This is a genomic window from Agrobacterium sp. H141 (genome assembly GCF_057158725.1).
Genome location: NZ_CM169893.1, coordinates 175,254 through 192,453, shown reverse-complemented (window position 1 = coordinate 192,453; position 17,200 = coordinate 175,254). Strand labels below are relative to the sequence as shown.

Annotated in this window: 18 protein-coding genes and 1 tRNA gene; 14 read left to right on the top strand and 5 right to left on the bottom strand. The window is 56.8% G+C overall.

Annotated elements, in window-relative coordinates; all coding sequences use genetic code 11:
* Positions 1–12: 12 nt before the first annotated feature.
* Positions 13–1,038 (top strand): aldose epimerase family protein, encoded by a 1,026-nt coding sequence (locus tag ACWPM9_RS00865; protein ID WP_484756426.1) that lies wholly within the window; start codon positions 13–15, stop codon positions 1,036–1,038.
* Positions 1,039–1,095: 57 nt separating this feature from the next.
* On the opposite strand, the gene ACWPM9_RS00860 is transcribed toward ACWPM9_RS00865, so the two are convergent.
* Positions 1,096–1,170: transfer RNA gene (locus ACWPM9_RS00860), tRNA-Gly, on the bottom strand.
* A gap of 242 nt (positions 1,171–1,412) precedes the next feature.
* On the opposite strand from ACWPM9_RS00860, the gene ACWPM9_RS00855 reads away from it, so the two are divergent.
* From ACWPM9_RS00855 to ACWPM9_RS00840, 4 genes are all read left to right on the top strand, one after another.
* Positions 1,413–1,916: a prolyl-tRNA synthetase associated domain-containing protein gene (locus tag ACWPM9_RS00855; protein ID WP_484757562.1), complete on the top strand. Its 504-nt coding sequence runs from the start codon at positions 1,413–1,415 to the stop codon at positions 1,914–1,916.
* Between the two features lie 64 nt (positions 1,917–1,980).
* Positions 1,981–2,958 (top strand): thioredoxin, encoded by a 978-nt coding sequence (gene trxA / locus ACWPM9_RS00850; RefSeq protein WP_428188447.1) that lies wholly within the window; start codon positions 1,981–1,983, stop codon positions 2,956–2,958.
* Between the two features lie 76 nt (positions 2,959–3,034).
* Positions 3,035–3,706, top strand: coding sequence for an LON peptidase substrate-binding domain-containing protein (locus ACWPM9_RS00845; protein WP_484756425.1), 672 nt, complete (start codon positions 3,035–3,037; stop codon positions 3,704–3,706).
* A gap of 12 nt (positions 3,707–3,718) precedes the next feature.
* Complete coding sequence (locus tag ACWPM9_RS00840; RefSeq protein ID WP_428188445.1) at positions 3,719–3,907, top strand: Trm112 family protein; 189 nt, start codon at positions 3,719–3,721, stop codon at positions 3,905–3,907.
* 17 nt (positions 3,908–3,924) lie between these two features.
* Here ACWPM9_RS00840 and ACWPM9_RS00835 read toward each other — a convergent pair whose 3' ends face one another.
* Positions 3,925–5,136 carry a ubiquinone biosynthesis hydroxylase gene (locus ACWPM9_RS00835; protein WP_484757561.1) on the bottom strand — a complete coding sequence of 404 codons (1,212 nt, stop codon included), beginning with the start codon at positions 5,134–5,136 and terminating at the stop codon, positions 3,925–3,927.
* Positions 5,137–5,220: 84 nt separating this feature from the next.
* Here ACWPM9_RS00835 and tesB point away from each other — a divergent pair, with 84 nt between their 5' ends.
* The 8 genes from tesB (at position 5,221) to ACWPM9_RS00795 (ending at position 14,608) form a co-directional block, all read left to right on the top strand.
* Entirely contained in the window at positions 5,221–6,105 is an 885-nt protein-coding gene (gene tesB / locus ACWPM9_RS00830) for an acyl-CoA thioesterase II (protein ID WP_484756424.1), read from the top strand.
* 227 nt (positions 6,106–6,332) lie between these two features.
* Positions 6,333–6,671, top strand: a complete 339-nt coding sequence (locus tag ACWPM9_RS00825; RefSeq protein WP_428188443.1) for a P-II family nitrogen regulator — start codon at positions 6,333–6,335, stop codon at positions 6,669–6,671.
* 25 nt (positions 6,672–6,696) lie between these two features.
* Positions 6,697–8,049 carry an ammonium transporter gene (locus tag ACWPM9_RS00820; RefSeq protein WP_428188442.1) on the top strand — a complete coding sequence of 451 codons (1,353 nt, stop codon included), beginning with the start codon at positions 6,697–6,699 and terminating at the stop codon, positions 8,047–8,049.
* 375 nt (positions 8,050–8,424) lie between these two features.
* Complete coding sequence (locus ACWPM9_RS00815) at positions 8,425–8,775, top strand: P-II family nitrogen regulator (RefSeq protein ID WP_428188441.1); 351 nt, start codon at positions 8,425–8,427, stop codon at positions 8,773–8,775.
* Between the two features lie 23 nt (positions 8,776–8,798).
* Positions 8,799–10,106, top strand: coding sequence for an ammonium transporter (amt, locus tag ACWPM9_RS00810; protein ID WP_484756423.1), 1,308 nt, complete (start codon positions 8,799–8,801; stop codon positions 10,104–10,106).
* A 224-nt stretch (positions 10,107–10,330) separates the two neighbouring features.
* Complete coding sequence (locus tag ACWPM9_RS00805) at positions 10,331–12,991, top strand: FtsK/SpoIIIE family DNA translocase (protein ID WP_484757560.1); 2,661 nt, start codon at positions 10,331–10,333, stop codon at positions 12,989–12,991.
* Between the two features lie 74 nt (positions 12,992–13,065).
* A complete protein-coding gene (locus ACWPM9_RS00800; RefSeq protein WP_428188438.1) occupies positions 13,066–13,713 on the top strand; it encodes an outer membrane lipoprotein carrier protein LolA in 648 nt (215 codons plus the stop codon).
* Positions 13,714–13,804: 91 nt separating this feature from the next.
* Entirely contained in the window at positions 13,805–14,608 is an 804-nt protein-coding gene (locus ACWPM9_RS00795) for an exodeoxyribonuclease III (RefSeq protein WP_484756422.1), read from the top strand.
* A 21-nt stretch (positions 14,609–14,629) separates the two neighbouring features.
* Here ACWPM9_RS00795 and ACWPM9_RS00790 read toward each other — a convergent pair whose 3' ends face one another.
* Positions 14,630–15,085, bottom strand: coding sequence for a cyclic nucleotide-binding domain-containing protein (locus ACWPM9_RS00790; RefSeq protein ID WP_484756421.1), 456 nt, complete (start codon positions 15,083–15,085; stop codon positions 14,630–14,632).
* Between the two features lie 14 nt (positions 15,086–15,099).
* The gene (locus ACWPM9_RS00785; protein WP_428188435.1) at positions 15,100–15,783 is read right to left on the bottom strand and encodes a response regulator transcription factor; all 684 of its coding nucleotides are present in this window, start codon (positions 15,781–15,783) and stop codon (positions 15,100–15,102) included.
* A 168-nt stretch (positions 15,784–15,951) separates the two neighbouring features.
* On the opposite strand from ACWPM9_RS00785, the gene ACWPM9_RS00780 reads away from it, so the two are divergent.
* Complete coding sequence (locus tag ACWPM9_RS00780) at positions 15,952–16,461, top strand: L,D-transpeptidase family protein (protein ID WP_484756420.1); 510 nt, start codon at positions 15,952–15,954, stop codon at positions 16,459–16,461.
* A gap of 84 nt (positions 16,462–16,545) precedes the next feature.
* Here ACWPM9_RS00780 and ACWPM9_RS00775 read toward each other — a convergent pair whose 3' ends face one another.
* Positions 16,546–17,064: a SixA phosphatase family protein gene (locus tag ACWPM9_RS00775; RefSeq protein WP_484756419.1), complete on the bottom strand. Its 519-nt coding sequence runs from the start codon at positions 17,062–17,064 to the stop codon at positions 16,546–16,548.
* Between the last annotated feature and the right edge of the window lie 136 nt (positions 17,065–17,200).

Sequence of the window (17,200 nt, the reverse complement as noted above, 5' to 3'; positions counted from 1 at the left end):
AGGAATAACAACGTGACAAGCGATCAGTCAAAGCTTGAGCTTTTTGGAACGGATAAGAAAGGCCAACCGGTTCACCGCATCCATTTATCAGGCGGTGGCCTGAAGGCCTCCATCCTGACCTGGGGTGGAGTGCTTCAGGATCTGCGCCTCGACGGCCATGAACCTTCTCTCGTGCTCGGCTTCGAACGCTTCAGCGACTATCTGGCCCATTCCCCTTACTTCGGCACCACGCCGGGTCGCTACGCCAACCGCATCGCCAATGGTCGCATGACGATCGACGGCAAAAGCTACCAGCTTGACCTGAACGAAGGCGGCTATGGCCACCTTCATGGCGGCGGCGATGGCATGGGGGTCAATACTTGGGAACTCGTTGACTATGGAAGCGATTACGCCGTCCTGACATTTACCGATCCTGACGGCCGGGGCGGTTATCCCGGCAACTGCACTGTGAAGACCACCTACCGATTGAAGGAAGGCGGCATTTTTTCCGTCACGCATGAAACCATCACGGATCAACCGACACCCGCCAATATCTGCCATCATTCCTATTTCAATCTGGATGGTGGCGATACGATTCTCGATCATCGGATCATGATCGCCGCCAAGCATTATCTTCCCGTTGACGACAAGCTCATACCGACGGGTGAACAGCGTTCAGTCGAGAAAACACCATTCGATTTTCGTGAAATTGCGCCTATCCGCAGGGGTGAAAACGGCAAGCAAGTGCCTTTCGACCATAATTTCTGCTTGTCCGCCGAACGCACAGAGAAACGCAGCATCGCGCGGGTTGAAAGCCTTGCATCCGGCGTTAGCCTTGATGTCCGCTCGACCGAGCCCGGCGTTCAATTCTATATCGGCGGATCACTGGATGTGCCGGTGCCGGGCCTCGACGGCCGCCACCATCAACCATTCGGCGGGTTTTGTCTGGAAACGCAGATCTGGCCGGACGCCGTCAATCACAGCAATTTCCCCAAGGCTATTTTGCGGCCAGGAGACATGCTGCGCCAGGAAACCGATTACATTTTCGCGAAGGCATGAATATTGCCTTCGCCCGAGGCGAGCCAATATTTTCAATACTGCTATTCGGGAGAAAATTGGAGCGGGTGAAGCGATTCGAACGCTCGACCCCAACCTTGGCAAGGTTGTGCTCTACCCCTGAGCTACACCCGCTCACAGCGACGATCCGGGGGTATGCTCTGGATCGAAGGTCAACCACGTTGCGGCGACGGGCGCTATATCGCTCAAACGATTTTCAAATGCAACAGGGAAATGACGGATTCTGGAAGAAAAATTATTCAGCCGTGAGAGCCGCCCTTTCTGCACCTGCGCCAAAGCATTGCTACAGTTGCCAATTGCCGCTAGCGCCCCTAAAAATCCCGGGCCTTCCAAGCCCTTTAAACAATCACAGAGGACTGCCCGTGCCCAAGACCGCTGATGACCTCTTTCGCCTTTTGGACGACCTGAACATAACGCATAAGACCAAAACCCATGAGCCTGTCTTCACGGTGGCAGAATCAGTATCGCTCAGAGACGAGATACCCGGCGGCCACACGAAGAACCTGTTTGTGAAGGATAAGAAGGACCGTTTTTTTCTGCTCACGGTGGAAGAGCACGCAATCGTTGATCTGAAGACCATCCATACGATCATCGGCGCTTCAAGCCGTGTGTCTTTCGGAAAACCCGAAAAGCTGATGGAATATCTGGGCGTAACGCCAGGCTCAGTCACGGCCCTCGCCGCCATCAACGACACCGGAAACAACGTAACCTTCATTCTGGACGAAGAATTGATGAAGGAGGAGATCATCAACTGCCATCCTCTTTCCAACGATGCCACCACATCGATTGCGCGGGACGACCTGTTGCGCTTTATCGAAGCCACGGGCCACACGCCGCTTGTCTTGAAAGTTTCAGCCTGACATACGATCTGTAGGGTAACGGTTAAAGGTCTTTGCAGGCCTCAGAGACGGCGGGAGAATTTCGATGAGTGATAGCAGCAACCCCTATGGCGGTTTTTCCGGGCAGCAGATGACAGGTCAGGCGACCTTTGGCGTCGCGCCGGCTGCCGGACCTGCGCCCTCTGGCAATCACGTGAAGGATACGACCACTGCCGGCTTCGCCAAGGATGTGGTTGAAGACTCGCGCAACCAGCCAGTGCTCGTCGATTTCTGGGCGCCGTGGTGCGGACCGTGCAAGCAATTGACCCCTGTTCTCGAAAAGGTCGTCAATGAAGCTGGTGGGCGCGTGAAGCTGGTTAAACTGAACATTGATGACCACCCCTCGATCCCGGGCCAGCTCGGCATCCAGTCTATCCCGGCAATTGTTGCTTTTGTCGATGGACGTCCAGCGGATGGCTTCATGGGTGCATTGCCCGAGAGCCAGGTGCGCGAATTCATCGAAAAGCTCGGCGGTACAGGCGCGGATGATGCGGGAGCGCAGCTCGAAGCAGCGATTGAGGAGGCAAAGCAGCTTTTCGATCAGGGCGACATTCAGCAGGCAGCCCAGCTTTATGGCGCAGTCATGCAGGCCGATCCGACCAGCGCGAAGGCTGTCGCCGGGCTCGCCCAGTGCATGATTGCCGTTGGTCAGGAAGAACACGCCCGTGAACTGCTGGACAGTGTGCCGGACGAGTTGAAGGCCGATCACGACATCCAGATGGCGATCAAGCAGCTGAACCAGATCGACGAGGTGAAGAAGCTGGGCGATCCGGCAGCGCTTGAAAAAGCGATCGCTGCCGATCCCGACGATCATGCCGCACGCCTTAAACTGTCGAAGATCCTCAACGTTCAGGGCAAACGCGACGAGGCCGCCGAGCACCTTTTGACCATCATGAAACGTGACCGCACGTTTGAAGACGATCTCGCACGCCGCGAACTACTGGAACTGTTCGATGTATGGGGCCCAAAGGACCCGGCGACGATTGCGGCGCGGCGCAGACTGTCGGCGCTGCTGTTTTCCTAAGCGCGGCGGCAACAACACACTGATAGCCTCCCGAAACGCTAGGTTTCGGGGCGCCGGAAACGGAATGGAGTGGGCGATGCAAGTCGGAAATGCCCGATATCTAACGGAAAAAGACCTGCCGGACAGCCTGCCGGTTTTCCCCCTGACCGGTGCCTTGCTGCTGCCCGCTGGCCATCTGCCGCTCAACATATTCGAGCCGCGCTATATCGCCATGTTTGACGCGGCTCTTTCGTCCAACCGGCTTATCGGCATGGTGCAGCCGGCCATGCATGAGGGTGCCGTCAAGGGCGAGCACCCCGACCTGTGTCAGGTTGGCTGTATCGGACGGATCACCTCTTTGGCGGAATCGGGCGACGGCCGCTACATCGTCTCGCTGGAGGGTGTATGCCGCTTCCGCCTGATCGATGAGATCACCGGTCACAAGCCCTACCGCTCCTATCGCATAACGCCTTTCATCACCGATCTTGCCTGCCAGGAAGAACAGACTTCCGTTGATCGTTCAGCACTTTTGGCGTCCTTCAAAAGCTATCTTGTTGCCAACAAACTTGAGGCAGACTGGGAAAGCATTGAAAAGGCCAGCAATCTGACTCTGGTAAACTCCCTGTCGATGATGGCGCCGTTCGGCGCGCCGGAAAAGCAGGCTCTACTGGAAGCGCCGGATCTGAAAACCCGCGCGGAAACGCTGATCGCCATCACCGAGATCGTTCTCGCCCGCGATTTCGGCGATTCCGACAACATGATCCAATAAAGGACGACACAGATGGACGAGCGCATCAGTCGCGTCGATCCCAAGCTTCTTGAGCTTCTCGTCTGCCCGCTGACCAAGGGAAGGTTGTCTTACGACAAGGAGAAGAACGAGCTGGTGTCTGAAGTAGCCAGGCTGGCATACCCCATCCGTGATGGCATTCCCATCATGCTCATTTCGGAAGCCCGCAAGATCGAGGGCTGACAGGCTGATCTCGTCTCTTAGATGCCGTGCCCCGCGAGCAGCTTGGGCCCTCCAGGCTTCAATCCGGCAGCTTCGCCGATAAAATAGTTTTTCAGCCCCGGAACTCGGTCGACAAGCCCAAGCCCAAGATCGCGAACGGCGCGCAAGGGGGCAAAATCATTCGAGAACATCCGGTTCAGAACATCCGTTGTCACACCCATTCTGAACGTGTCGAAGCGGCGCCAGGACTGATAGCGCTCCAGCACATTGACCGAACCGATATCGAGGCCCAGTCGGTCGGCATCGACAATCGTCTCGGCAAGCGCTGCCACATCCTTGAAGCCCAGATTGAGACCTTGCCCGGAAATCGGGTGGATACCATGCGCCGCATCACCGGCAAGTGCGAGCCTCGGTGCAATGAACGAGCGTGACAGCGTAAGCCCCAAGGGAAATGCCCGGCGATCCGCAACGGCCGTAATGGCACCCAGCTTATGTCCGAACCTGCGCTCGAGTTCTTCTTCGAAGACCAGATCGTCCGCCGCAACGAGGCGGTCGGCATCAGCAGTTCTCTCGGTCCAGACCAGTGATGAGCGATTACCCTTCAATGGCAGGATCGCGAATGGACCGGCGGGCAGGAAATGCTCTTCCGCACAGCCCTCATGGGGACGCTCATGTTCCACGGTCGTAACGATGCCCGACTGGCCGTAGTCCCACTTGACCACCTTGATACCGGCGAGATCGCGCAGTTTAGAGCGGACACCGTCGCAGGCAACGACGAGCTTCGATCTCAGAACCGTTCCATCCATCAGTGTCAGCTCGGCCGCACCCTGATCGTTTTTCAGATCGCTTGCCCTGGCATTGTTTCGGATAGCGATACCCAATCGCTCACAGGCACCGAGCAAGGCGCCGACCATGGCACTATTCGGGACCATATGCGCAAAGGGTTGTCCGTCTTCGACCACGCCATCAAAGGTCAGGAAAATAGGGCGAACCGGATCTCCGGCCTTGGAATCGGTGACAATCATGCGATTGATAGGCTGCGCCTCGGGCAGGATCTCGTCCCAGAGACCGAACACTTCGAACATTCGGCTTGCCGCAGCGATGATGGCGGAGGCGCGAGGGTCCTTCTTCCAGACCATCTGAGGGGCTGCCTCCACCACCTCGACTGAAAGATGTGGCGCCGCCTGTTTGACGGCAACCGCAACCGCCAGACCGACATATCCGCCACCGACGACCAACAGATCCAGCATGACGCGCTCCCTTGAGACTTGTTTCATATTGACCTCCTATATAGACCAAGCTTTCACAGCTTCCTACAACGCGAGCTTTTCAAAATGTCGCAGCCCACCGAACAGCGCTCTTCCATGGATGAACTGATCAGAACGCTGGATCTGGAGAAGCTCGAAGAAAACCTGTTTCGCGGCATGAGCCCGCAGGTCGGTTGGCAAAGGGTGTTCGGTGGACAGGTGATCGCACAGGCCCTGATGGCCGCTCAGCGCTGCGTCGATCCGGACCGCTTTGTCCACTCGCTGCATGGCTATTTCATGCGCCCGGGCGATCCTTCAATCCCCATTATCTATGAGGTGGAGAGAATTCGCGATGGAAAGAGCTTCACCACGCGGCGTGTCGTGGCCATTCAGCATGGGAAGGCGATCTTTTCCATGTCCGCCTCCTTTCAGCTTGATGAACCCGGTTTTGACCACCAGCTGGACATGCCGGACGTGGCTCCCCCAGACGAGATGATGCCGGAAGCAGAATTCAGGGAAGTCTTTCTGGCCAATGCTCCGGATGCCGTGCGCAAATATTGGGGTCGGGAACGGCCAATCGAAATTCGACCGACCTCAATGACGCACTACACGTCCAAGGAAAAACTCGCGCCTGAGGCCCGCATCTGGGTGCGCACAACAGGTCCGGTGCCGGAAGTTCGTCACTATCAAACTGCAGTACTGGCATACCTGTCCGATATGACCTTGCTGGATACATCGCTCTATGCCCACGGCACATCCATCTTTGATCCTGATATACAGGCAGCGAGCCTCGACCATGCCATGTGGTTTCACCGACCGTGCAAGCTGGATGGATGGGTCCTTTACGCTCAGGACAGCCCAAGCGCATCAGGCGCAAGAGGGATGACGCGCGGTAGCCTTTATAGTGCATCAGGAGCATTGATTGCATCTGTTGCCCAGGAAGGTTTGATCCGCAAAAATGCAGAAGCCTAAATTATAGGCAACTCGCACATTTACCACTTGCAAATGCTCAAAATCGACGCAACATCTGCCCACCAATTCGGCATAATTTTTTATAAGCGTTATTTTTCAATGGCTTGCATAGCCGAAACGAACTGGCACGCGGTTTGAATACTGAGTGACACCTGCCGGCATTTTCAAAGTCGCCGAGAGCATGGGAAGCCGGCCTCCGAGGCCGGCATGAAGAGGATGGTGATCCAATGAAAATCGTAATGGCTATTATCAAGCCCTTCAAGCTTGACGAGGTGCGCGAAGCCCTGACCGGCGTCGGCATCCAGGGCCTGACCGTAACCGAGGTTAAGGGATACGGCCGGCAAAAAGGACATACCGAAATTTACCGCGGCACCGAGTATGCCGTGAGCTTCCTGCCGAAAATCAAGATCGAAGTCGCGGTCGCTGATGAGATCGTGGAAAAGACCGTCGAGGCGATCGCGACCGCTGCCAAGACCGGTCAGATTGGCGACGGAAAGATCTTCGTCTATTCGATCGAACAGGCCGTGCGTATCCGCACCGGCGAAACCAATTCCGAAGCTTTGTAAAACGGCGGCAAGGGAGCTCGTTTCAATGTCATTTTCTAGATTGTCTTCAACCTGTGCACGGCTTGGCGCTACAGCGTCCATGCTGCTGGCACCGGCTATTGCCTTTGCCCAGGAAACAGCACCTGCTGCCGTAGAGGCTGCACCGGTGCCGGACAAGGGCGACACAGCCTTCATGTTCCTCTGCACCATTCTCGTGCTGTTCATGCTCGTACCCGGTCTTGCACTGTTTTATGGCGGCCTCGTTCGGGCGAAAAACATGTTGTCGGTTCTGATGCAATGCACCGTGATCGGCGCAGCCATCATGCTGGCCTGGGTGATTTACGGTTATTCCTTCGCCTTTGGCGGCTCGGAAAACGCCTTCTTCGGCGGCACAGCCAAGCTCTTCCTGTCTGGCGTGAATATGGATTCCACGGCAGCAACCTTCTCCGATGCCGTCATTCCGGAATACATCTTCATTCTGTTTCAGATGACCTTCGCCGCCATTACGCCGGCGCTGATCGTTGGTGCCTTCGCAGAACGCATCAAGTTCTCAGCCGCGATCGTCTTCTGCCTGCTTTGGGTGACATTCGTCTACTTCCCGATCGCCCATATGGTCTGGGACGCGAACGGCCTGCTGTTCAGCTGGGGCGCACTTGATTTTGCCGGCGGCACAGTCGTTCACATCAATGCCGGCGTTGCAGGCCTGATCGGCGCGATCATGGTTGGCAAGCGTACAGGCTACGGCAAGGACATGATGGCACCGCATTCCATGACCCTCACCCTCGTCGGTGCGGCCATGCTGTGGGTTGGCTGGTTCGGCTTCAACGCCGGTTCCAATCTGGAGGCCTCCGGCGGCGCGATGCTCGCAACCGTCAACACCTTCATCGCAACAGCAGCGGCCATTCTCTCCTGGGTTGCCGTTGAAGCCCTCACCCGCGGCAAGGCATCGATGCTCGGTGCAGCATCGGGCATGATTGCAGGTCTGGTTGCCATCACACCTGCCGCCGGTATTGCCGGTCCGATGGGTGCGATCGTCATGGGCCTCATCGTATCGCCGCTGTGCTACTTCTTCGTCTCGGTGGTGAAGAACAAGTTCGGCTACGATGACACCGCTGACGTGTTCGGCGTCCACGGCATTGGCGGCCTCTTCGGTGCCTTGGCCACGGGTATCTTTGCTTCCGCCTCGCTGGGTGGCATCGGTTACGCCGAAGGCGTCACCATGGCTGGCCAGTTCATGATCCAGCTTGAAGCCGTCATCGTCACCATCCTGTGGTGCGGCATCGGTTCGGTGATCTTGTACAAGATCACCGATATCGTGGTCGGCCTGCGTGTTCCGGTCGAAGCCGAGCGCGAAGGTCTTGACCTCGCATCACACGGCGAAGTCGCCTACCACAACTAACACGCCTTTTTACCGAAAGCGTCTTAATGGCGGGCCGGAGAAATTCTCCGGCCCTTTTTACGTTCTGACCATATCGGGAAACAGACGCAGGACAGCGTGCAATCTTGTCAATTGATACGATCGCGCCGAGCCGTCTAAATTATGATCATCTTTTGTGCGCCCCGAAGGCTAGCTAAAAAACGCCTACTATTTAGGCAAATCGGTTCACATCATCGGCCGCACTTCTGCCAAAATTAATAAAACGTAAATATTTTCAGCTAGTTAAAACGCGAATCACCCATCTGGCACAGCATTTGAATGTAAGAGCCCAGTTGCCAAGTCTCGACAGGGTCTTGGCGGCAAGGAGAGTCGGCTTCAAGCCGAGGGTAAAAAAGGATGGGAAACCACATGAAGATTGTGATGGCCATAATCAAGCCGTTCAAGCTCGATGAGGTGCGCGAAGCTCTCACCGCAGTTGGCATCCAGGGCCTGACGGTAACTGAGGTCAAGGGATACGGACGTCAGAAGGGACACACCGAGATTTATCGCGGTACGGAATACGCCGTAAGCTTTCTGCCGAAACTGAAGGTCGAAATCGCTGTTGCCAGCGAAATGGTCGAGAAAGCTGTCGAAGCCATCGCCACATCCGCCAAGACGGGCCAGATCGGCGACGGCAAGATCTTCGTCTATGGGATCGATCAGGCTGTTCGTATCCGCACCGGCGAAACCAATTCCGAAGCGCTTTAAGCTCAGGTAGGGAGTTATTTCAAATGAAGAATATAAAGCTTAAGGTCGGGATCGCTGCGTCGATGTTGGCCCTTGCGGCATATCCAGCCTTTGCGCAGGATGCTGCTCCGCCACCGGCAGTGCCGGAAGAGGTCGTCAAGATCTTCAACACAGTCCTGTTCCTCATCATGGGTTTCCTCGTCATGTTCATGGCGGCTGGTTTCGCCATGCTGGAAATGGGCCTCGTTCGCTCCAAGAACGTGTCCATGCAGGGCCTCAAGAACATCGCCATCTACGCGGTTGGCGGTATCATGTTCTGGTTCACTGGCTATAATCTGATGTATACGGGCGTCGATGGCGGTTACTTCGGCACATTCGGCCCTTATAACTTCCCGGCACCAGGTGCTGATACCGGTGAAGCAGGCTACGCAGTTGCCTCCGACTGGTTCTTCCAGATGGTATTCTGCGCCACGACCGCTTCGATCGTCTCCGGTACACTGGCCGAGCGTATCAAGCTGTGGCCATTCATGATCTTCACCGTCATCCTGACCGGCATCCTGTATCCGATTACAGGTTCCTGGCAGTGGGGCGCTGGCTGGTTGAGCGAACTTGGCTTCTCCGACTTCGCCGGTTCCACCCTTGTTCACTCGGTTGGCGGCTGGGCTGCTCTTTCCGGCGCCATCCTTCTTGGTGCACGCAAGGGCAAATTCACGGCCAATGGCGTAACTCCGATCCCGGGCTCGAATATCCCGCTCGCGGTTCTCGGTACGTTTATTCTCTGGCTCGGTTGGTTCGGCTTCAACGGCGGCTCGCAGCTTGCTCTGGGCTCCATTGCTGATGCTGGCGACGTATCGCGCATCTTCGTCAACACCAATCTTGCTGCCGCATCCGGTGCTGTTGTTGTGATGATCCTCATGCAGATCATCTACAAGAAGGTCGATGTCACGATGGTTCTGAACGGCGCACTCGCCGGTCTCGTTTCCATTACGGCTGAACCCCTTGCACCAAGCGTTCCTGCTGCCCTCTTCATCGGCGGCATCGGTGGCGTTATCGTCGTCTTCGTCGTTCCGCTTCTCGACAAGCTCAAGATCGACGACGTTGTCGGCGCGATCCCGGTGCACCTCGTGGCGGGTATCTGGGGCACATTCATCACGCCTCTGTCGGGTTCCGGAAGCTACGGTACGCAGCTTATCGGTATCGTTGCAATTGGCGCATTCACCTTCATCGCATCCTTCATCATCTGGTTCATCCTGAAAGCCGTCATGGGCATCCGTGTCAGCGAAGAAGAAGAGATGGTGGGTCTCGATGTCTCCGAAATCGGCGTCGAAGCCTATCCGGAATTCACCAAGTAAGGATTCGATCCTCCCGACAGGCTTCATTGCAAGCCACAGAACCCGGGCCTTCTGGCCCGGGTTTTTGTTTTTGGCTGACCATCACCGGCTCCGGCCAGCCCATGGTTAATGCCACATTAACCCTGCACCTCTAGACTGTCGTTAGCGGAAGATGAACTCGACGGGTGGCAATGCCATCGCGAGACTTCCAACGATGTGTGATTATCAGATGGGCAGGCATGACAATGAGTAGAGGCAGCTCCGCTTCACTGGAAGATGACTCCAGTCGCTTCGTGTTAGGCACATTCGTATTGAGGCAGGTGCTGTCGCTCGCAGGCTTCGGGCTCTTCCTGGCGCTCGTTCTGGCCGTCGCAGCTCTGGCGACATGGAATGTCTCAGACCCCAGCTTCTCCTATGCCACCAACAATCTGCCCACCAATATCCTGGGATATGGCGGGGCTGCCTTTGCTGATATCGCCATGCAGTTTCTGGGCCTTGCCAGCGTTGTCGCCCTTCTGCCCATCCTTGCCTGGTCCTTTGCGCTCATCGGCACACGCCAGATCAACCGAATCCCCGCGCGCATTACGGCCTGGTTCTTCGGCGCCATCCTGTCGGCCGGCGTCATAGGCTGCTTTCCGCCTCCGACCACTTGGCCCATTCCCAACGGCATCGGCGGCGTGGTGGGCGACATGATTTTACGTTTCCCCTCGCTGTTCATCGGCGCTTACCCCACGGGAATGCTCGCCAGCATATTGGGCGGCATATTCGCCATACCAGCAGCATGGCTCTTCCTTTTCGCATCCGGCATTGTGGGCCGTGAGGCACCTGATGTCCCACAGGTCAAAGCCGAACCCAAACCGACACGCCGACAGGTGGAAGAGCAGATCGAGGAGGATGTCGACGGCAGCAGTTTTGCAGCTCTCGCTCTCGGCGCCATCACCCATGGCTGGTACACGGCACGTGCGCGCACCCGCCGGTTGTTCGGCCTGACGGCGCGCGAACGCAGTCGCGAATCTTTCGATCAGCCCTACGACTTCAATGAAGACGAATTTGGTGGCGTCAACGATCCGATACGCCAGCGCGACACTGGCATCAGGCATGAACCCTCGCTGGATGTTGAGATGGAAACTCCGCGCGCGCGCGCGCGCCAGATCGTGACGGCACCTTCCGTATCCCTCGATGATCACGGTGCCTACGACGACGATGGGCGGTTTGAACTGGATGACCTTCCACGCCCGGCTGGCATCCTCCCGGACGACGACGAAGATGCCGTATTTTCCGCGCGCAGCGATCGCTCGCCCCCGCGCGTCGTCGTCCCGCCCTCACGGCCAAAGCCAAGCGCCCGTGTGGACCGCGAAGCGCAGCACTCTTTTATCCGTCCGGAAGGCTTCCAGCTTCCATCCGTGCACCTTCTTGCCGAGCCGAAGGCGGTCACAAGAGACGTGTCCATTTCCGCCGAAGCTCTGGAGCACAATGCCCGGATGCTGGAAGGCGTGCTGGAAGACTTCGGCGTAAAGGGCGAAATCATTCAGGTGCGTCCAGGCCCTGTTGTCACGCTTTACGAACTGGAGCCTGCACCCGGCATCAAATCCTCGCGCGTCATCGGCCTGGCGGACGATATTGCCCGTTCGATGAGTGCTATCGCTGCACGCGTCGCCGTCGTTCCTGGCCGCAATGCCATCGGCATCGAGCTTCCCAATCAGTCGCGGGAAACAGTTTACCTGCGCGAACTGGTTGCCAGCCGCGATTTCGAAAATTCCAAGGCAAAGCTCGCCATGGCGCTGGGCAAGACCATTGGCGGCGAGCCGGTCATCGCAGATCTTGCAAAGATGCCGCATCTTCTGGTGGCGGGTACGACCGGCTCCGGTAAGTCCGTCGCGATCAACACCATGATCCTGTCGCTGGTCTACCGGATGCCTCCGGAGAAATGCCGCTTGATCATGATCGATCCGAAAATGCTCGAACTCTCCATCTATGATGGCATCCCTCATCTTCTTTCGCCGGTCGTTACCGATCCCAAGAAGGCCGTTGTCGCGCTGAAATGGACCGTGCGCGAGATGGAAGAACGCTACAAGAAGATGTCCAAGATTGGCGTTCGCAATATCGACGGCTTCAACAGCCGTGTCGAGCAGGCCCTTGCAAAGGGCGAGGTTCTGACCCGCACCGTCCAGACCGGTTTTGATCGCCAGACAGGCGAGGCCACTTACGAGACTGAAGAATTCGATCTCGAGCCAATGCCCTATATCGTGGTCATTATCGACGAAATGGCCGATCTGATGATGGTTGCCGGCAAGGATATCGAAGGCGCGGTCCAGCGTCTGGCCCAGATGGCGCGTGCTGCCGGCATCCACGTGATCATGGCAACGCAGCGTCCATCCGTCGACGTCATCACCGGTACGATCAAGGCGAACTTCCCGACCCGTATCTCGTTCCAGGTGACGTCGAAGATCGACAGTCGCACGATCCTGGGCGAGCAGGGCGCAGAACAGCTGCTCGGCATGGGTGACATGCTCTATATGGCCGGTGGCGGTCGCATCCAGCGTGTTCACGGCCCGTTTGTATCGGACAACGAAGTCGAGGAAATCGTCGCTTATCTGAAGACCCAGGGCAGCCCGCAATATCTGGAATCGATCACTATTGACGATGATGAGGATGGCGATGGTGCAGGCCCGGCCGGCACATCCAACCTTGGCGATTCGGAAGACCCTTACGATCAGGCTGTGGCAATCGTGCTGCGTGACGGAAAGGCCTCGACATCCTATATCCAGCGTCGACTCGGTATCGGTTACAACCGTGCCGCCTCACTGATCGAGCGGATGGAACAGGAGGGCGTGATCAGCCCGGCAAACCATGCTGGAAAACGCGAGATCCTTGTGCCCACAGAGGCCGACATCATAGAACGCTAGACAATCACGATGTTGTTAGTCGCCACGAAGCCGCCGCGATTCTCAGCGAGGAAATGCCTGAAAAGGAGACCCCAATGAAGAACATCAATGCAGGCCTGCCCGCGGATGTCGCCGCAACGCCGACCAGACGCGCATTTATGGCCGGCACAGCAGCCGCAGCACTTGCGCTATTGGCAAGCGCGCCGGAAAGCCAGGCCGCAAGCGACGCTGCGCAGCAGATCGCCAACCATTTCTCGTCGGTGAAGACGATGATGGGTGAATTCGTCCAGTTTGGACCCCGCGGTGAGCAGACCGGCGGCAAATTTTATATCGAACGACCGGGCAAGCTGCGGTTCAATTACGAGAAACCCTCGCCAATGCGCGTGATTTCTGACGGCCGCAATGTCGTGATCGGCAACCTCAAACTGAAAACATGGGACATCTACCCCCTGTCCAAAACGCCCCTCAGCCTGCTGCTGGCGGAGCGCATTGATCTGAGCAACAAGTCGGTTCGTGGCGTCAAGGAGGAAGCGGATCTGACGACCATCGTGCTGGGCGATCGCAGCATCTTCGGCGATTCCACCATCACCTTGATGTTCGATCCCAAGACCTACGATCTCAGGCAGTGGACCATCACAGATCCGCAGGCAAAAGACACGACAGTCATGATTTTCAACGTCCAGAACGGTGTGAAGTTTGATGAACGGGTCTTCCAGGTGCCCTACGAGGACGTCCGAAAGTAATAAACCGGGACGGCTGCCATTTTAGACTGGCAGCCCGGTCCTGGGGTCGCTAGTTTGCCGAAACGTCTCTTCATCAGGATTTTCGGCACGCATGGCTCTCTCCGTAACCACCTGGAATATCAACTCCGTGCGGCTGCGCATGCCAATCGTTGAGCAATTTGTTCAGCAGCACCAGCCTGACATTCTCTGCCTTCAGGAGATCAAGTGCCTGAATGACCAGTTCCCGGCAAAGGCGATAAAGGCACTGGGCTACGAGCACATCATTCTGCATGGCCAGAAGGGTTATCACGGCGTCGCCATCGTTTCGAAAATTCCGCTGATTGAAGATCACCGCCAGGATTATTGCGGAATGGGCGATTCCCGCCACATCTCCGGCGTGGTGTTGCACGCCAATCGCCGTATTCGCATCCATAATTTCTATGTTCCCGCCGGTGGTGATGAACCAGACCGGACGATCAATCCCAAGTTCGGTCACAAGCTCGACTTCATCGAGGAAATGAAGGCGCTGAAGGCAGATGGCGAGAACAACACCTCGTCAATTCTCGTCGGCGATCTGAATATCGCTCCATTCGAAAATGACGTCTGGTCTCACAAACAGATGCTCAAGATCGTCAGTCACACACCCGTGGAGACCGACGGCCTTCTGGAAGTCATGCGACAGGGTGGTTGGGTGGACCTGATGCGCCAAGGCGTGGATCCGGCTGAGAAGATCTACACCTGGTGGAGCTATCGCGCCAAGGATTGGGCAGCAGCCAATCGCGGACGCCGGCTCGATCACATCTGGTCTTCAGCGGATTTGGGCCCGGCCTTGAAGGGTATCGATATTCTAAGCGAGGCAAGAGGCTGGGAAAAGCCGTCAGACCATGTTCCGGTCACGGCGCACTTTGATCTGTGATCGCAGTCGCTCACGCCCGCTCTATGTGAACCGGTTCTGCAGACCCGCCATTTTATCGGCAAGCTGCGCGATCGTGTCACGAATGCGCGATTGAACGGCCTCAGCCATATCGGGATATTCCTTCACCAGACGGTGGAAAAGCGAACGTGAAATGCAGATCACCTCGGCATCGTTGAGAGCGACGGCGAGATATTTTCGCTCAGTGGTGGTCATCAGCGCAAGCTCTGACAGTATGGCACCGGGTCCAGCGACTACCTCAACCTGACGCGTGCCGTTGCGGGTCTCGATCGACAGCTCGATATCGCCCTTGGTGATGACATAGGCGCTATCTGCAGCGTCACCTTGCTGAAACAGGGTATCGCCCTGGGACACATTCTGATGTTCGGCGCCAAAGGCAATCAGGCGCAATTGCTCCTTGTCGAGAGCGCCGAACAGCGCAACGCCGGAAAGAAATTCAATATCGTCATTCAGCGCCATAGGCCGGGGTCCAATCAGGCGACGATCTTGTAGCCGCCGTTTTCCGTGACGAGGATTTCCGCATTGGACGGATCCCTCTCGATCTTCTGCCGCAGTCGGTAGACGTGCGTCTCCAGCGTATGCGTAGTGACGCCGGAATTATAGCCCCACACTTCCTCAAGCAGCACGTCGCGAGTTACCACTTTCTGTCCCGCACGGTAAAGATAACGGATGATCGCCGCTTCCTTTTCCGTCAGACGGATCTTTTTCCCATCTTCGGTGGTCAGCAGCTTCTGGCTGGGCTTGAACAGATATTGTCCAACCGTGAAGGTCGCATCTTCACTCTGCTCGTGCTGGCGCAACTGCGCACGAATGCGCGCCAAAAGAACGGCAAAGCGGAATGGCTTAGTGACATAGTCATTGGCACCTGCTTCCAGACCAAGAATGGTATCGGAATCGGTATCATGCCCGGTCAACATGATGACCGGAGCCTTGAACCCGCCCTTGCGCAGCAGTTTGACAGCTTCTCGACCATCCATATCCGGCAGGCCGACGTCCATGATCAACAAATCGACCTGACCGTTTCGAGCCGCATGAATGCCTTTGGTCGCATTGTCTTCCTGCGCCAGAGAAAACTCTTCATAAAGAGAAAGTTGCTCGACCAGCGTCTCGCGCAGGTCGTCATCGTCATCGACCAGAAGGATTGTCCGCGCCGTCATGAAATGTCTCCTGTCTGTCTTTCCGGCTCCACGTTATCACTGAAGCGCAAGCCGGAACTCCTTATTGTTGTTACTTAAGTGCTATGATTACAATTGAAATCAAGGACAACGCAAAAACTTGTGACCACCATGAAGAGGCCAGCGGCAAAAACCCGACGTAAAACGAGAATGCTAACGATTCGCCCGGCCCCGCTGGACCGATGTCAGGCAATACTGCAGTTCGGTCCGCTACGGTTGCGAGCGGCTCTTGGACGCTCTGGCATAGCGAGCCAGAAGCGCGAAGGAGACGGTGCCACGCCCCGCGCAACCATGCCTCTGCTCAAAGCGTTTCACCGTGTGGATCGTAACGTCAATGCACGCTCCGCGATGCCCTTGAAGGCCATTCGCGACAACATGCTATGGTGCGACGCACCGGGTCACGCAGCCTACAACCGCATGGTTCGCGCACCATTTGCGCCAAGCCACGAGACGTTGATCCGTGTCGACCATCTCTACGATATCTGCATCGTGCTCGACTGGAACGTCAGCAGCCGCAGGCGTAACGCCGGTTCTGCGATCTTCTTTCACGTGGCCAAGCCTGGATATCCGCCGACAGAGGGATGCGTGGCGATAGCGCCCAAGGACATGTGCCGGCTGTTGCCGCACCTGTCACGCGACACGAGGCTTCGCGTGACGTGAACGCCGGCGACAGGCGGAATGACATCCAAAACGCATTTGACGAAGATGGTCACCAGATTGGGGCGAACCTTGAATGAACCTCGGTCACCCCAGCGAGCGCGGCAGAACGAAGCGCTGCAACTGACCTGACCGAGGCTCGAGATCTCGCCATGTGCTGAAGTCGAAATCGATGATTGCGACCGCCGCGGTTGGAAATTTCTCACGCATCTGCCCGAGGATAACAGGGGCCGACACATCGCATAGCCCGACGGCCAGATCACCAAGACCGGGATTATGTCCGAGGATCAGCACTGTTTCGGCATCCGGGGGGCAGGCGCGTAGAACGTTAAGAATATCGTCGGCAGCCGCATCGTATAAGCGATCCGAAATGTCGGTACGAATGTCCCTGCCGAACTGCGCCGATACAAATGCCCATGTCTGGCGCGTGCGTTTGGCTGGCGAAACGATTGCCAGATCCGGCAACAGGTTTTCGCTGGCAAGATAGAGACCCATGGCAGGTGCAGCGCTGCGCCCCCGTGCATTCAGCGGACGCTCCCGATCCGCCACATCTGCGGACCAGGCCGACTTTGCATGGCGCATCAATATGAGCCGGCGTTTACTCAAGAACAATTCCTCCACTGCTGCAGACCATGTCTGCATGTCCAGCAGTTTGAATATCTCTCCGGCACCTTGCAAACTATTTCGCAAAGAAAAGGCCGCCCGCTTTCACGGACGGCCATCGATATTGTTATTTGGTGAA

Bases quoted from the DNA above. Each gene is read 5' to 3' on its own strand.
- ACWPM9_RS00780 (WP_484756420.1), top strand. From the start codon at position 15,952: ATGCTAACGATTCGCCCGGCCCCGCTGGACCGATGTCAGGCAATACTG.
- ACWPM9_RS00835 (WP_484757561.1), bottom strand. From the start codon at position 5,136: ATGCTGGATCTGTTGGTCGTCGGTGGCGGATATGTCGGTCTGGCGGTT.
- trxA (WP_428188447.1), top strand. From the start codon at position 1,981: ATGAGTGATAGCAGCAACCCCTATGGCGGTTTTTCCGGGCAGCAGATG.
- ACWPM9_RS00815 (WP_428188441.1), top strand. From the start codon at position 8,425: ATGGGAAACCACATGAAGATTGTGATGGCCATAATCAAGCCGTTCAAG.
- ACWPM9_RS00785 (WP_428188435.1), bottom strand. From the start codon at position 15,783: ATGACGGCGCGGACAATCCTTCTGGTCGATGACGATGACGACCTGCGC.
- ACWPM9_RS00805 (WP_484757560.1), top strand. From the start codon at position 10,331: ATGAGTAGAGGCAGCTCCGCTTCACTGGAAGATGACTCCAGTCGCTTC.
- ACWPM9_RS00800 (WP_428188438.1), top strand. From the start codon at position 13,066: ATGAAGAACATCAATGCAGGCCTGCCCGCGGATGTCGCCGCAACGCCG.
- ACWPM9_RS00845 (WP_484756425.1), top strand. From the start codon at position 3,035: ATGCAAGTCGGAAATGCCCGATATCTAACGGAAAAAGACCTGCCGGAC.
- ACWPM9_RS00825 (WP_428188443.1), top strand. From the start codon at position 6,333: ATGAAAATCGTAATGGCTATTATCAAGCCCTTCAAGCTTGACGAGGTG.
- tesB (WP_484756424.1), top strand. From the start codon at position 5,221: ATGTCGCAGCCCACCGAACAGCGCTCTTCCATGGATGAACTGATCAGA.
- ACWPM9_RS00795 (WP_484756422.1), top strand. From the start codon at position 13,805: ATGGCTCTCTCCGTAACCACCTGGAATATCAACTCCGTGCGGCTGCGC.
- ACWPM9_RS00790 (WP_484756421.1), bottom strand. From the start codon at position 15,085: ATGGCGCTGAATGACGATATTGAATTTCTTTCCGGCGTTGCGCTGTTC.
- ACWPM9_RS00820 (WP_428188442.1), top strand. From the start codon at position 6,697: ATGTCATTTTCTAGATTGTCTTCAACCTGTGCACGGCTTGGCGCTACA.
- ACWPM9_RS00840 (WP_428188445.1), top strand. From the start codon at position 3,719: ATGGACGAGCGCATCAGTCGCGTCGATCCCAAGCTTCTTGAGCTTCTC.
- amt (WP_484756423.1), top strand. From the start codon at position 8,799: ATGAAGAATATAAAGCTTAAGGTCGGGATCGCTGCGTCGATGTTGGCC.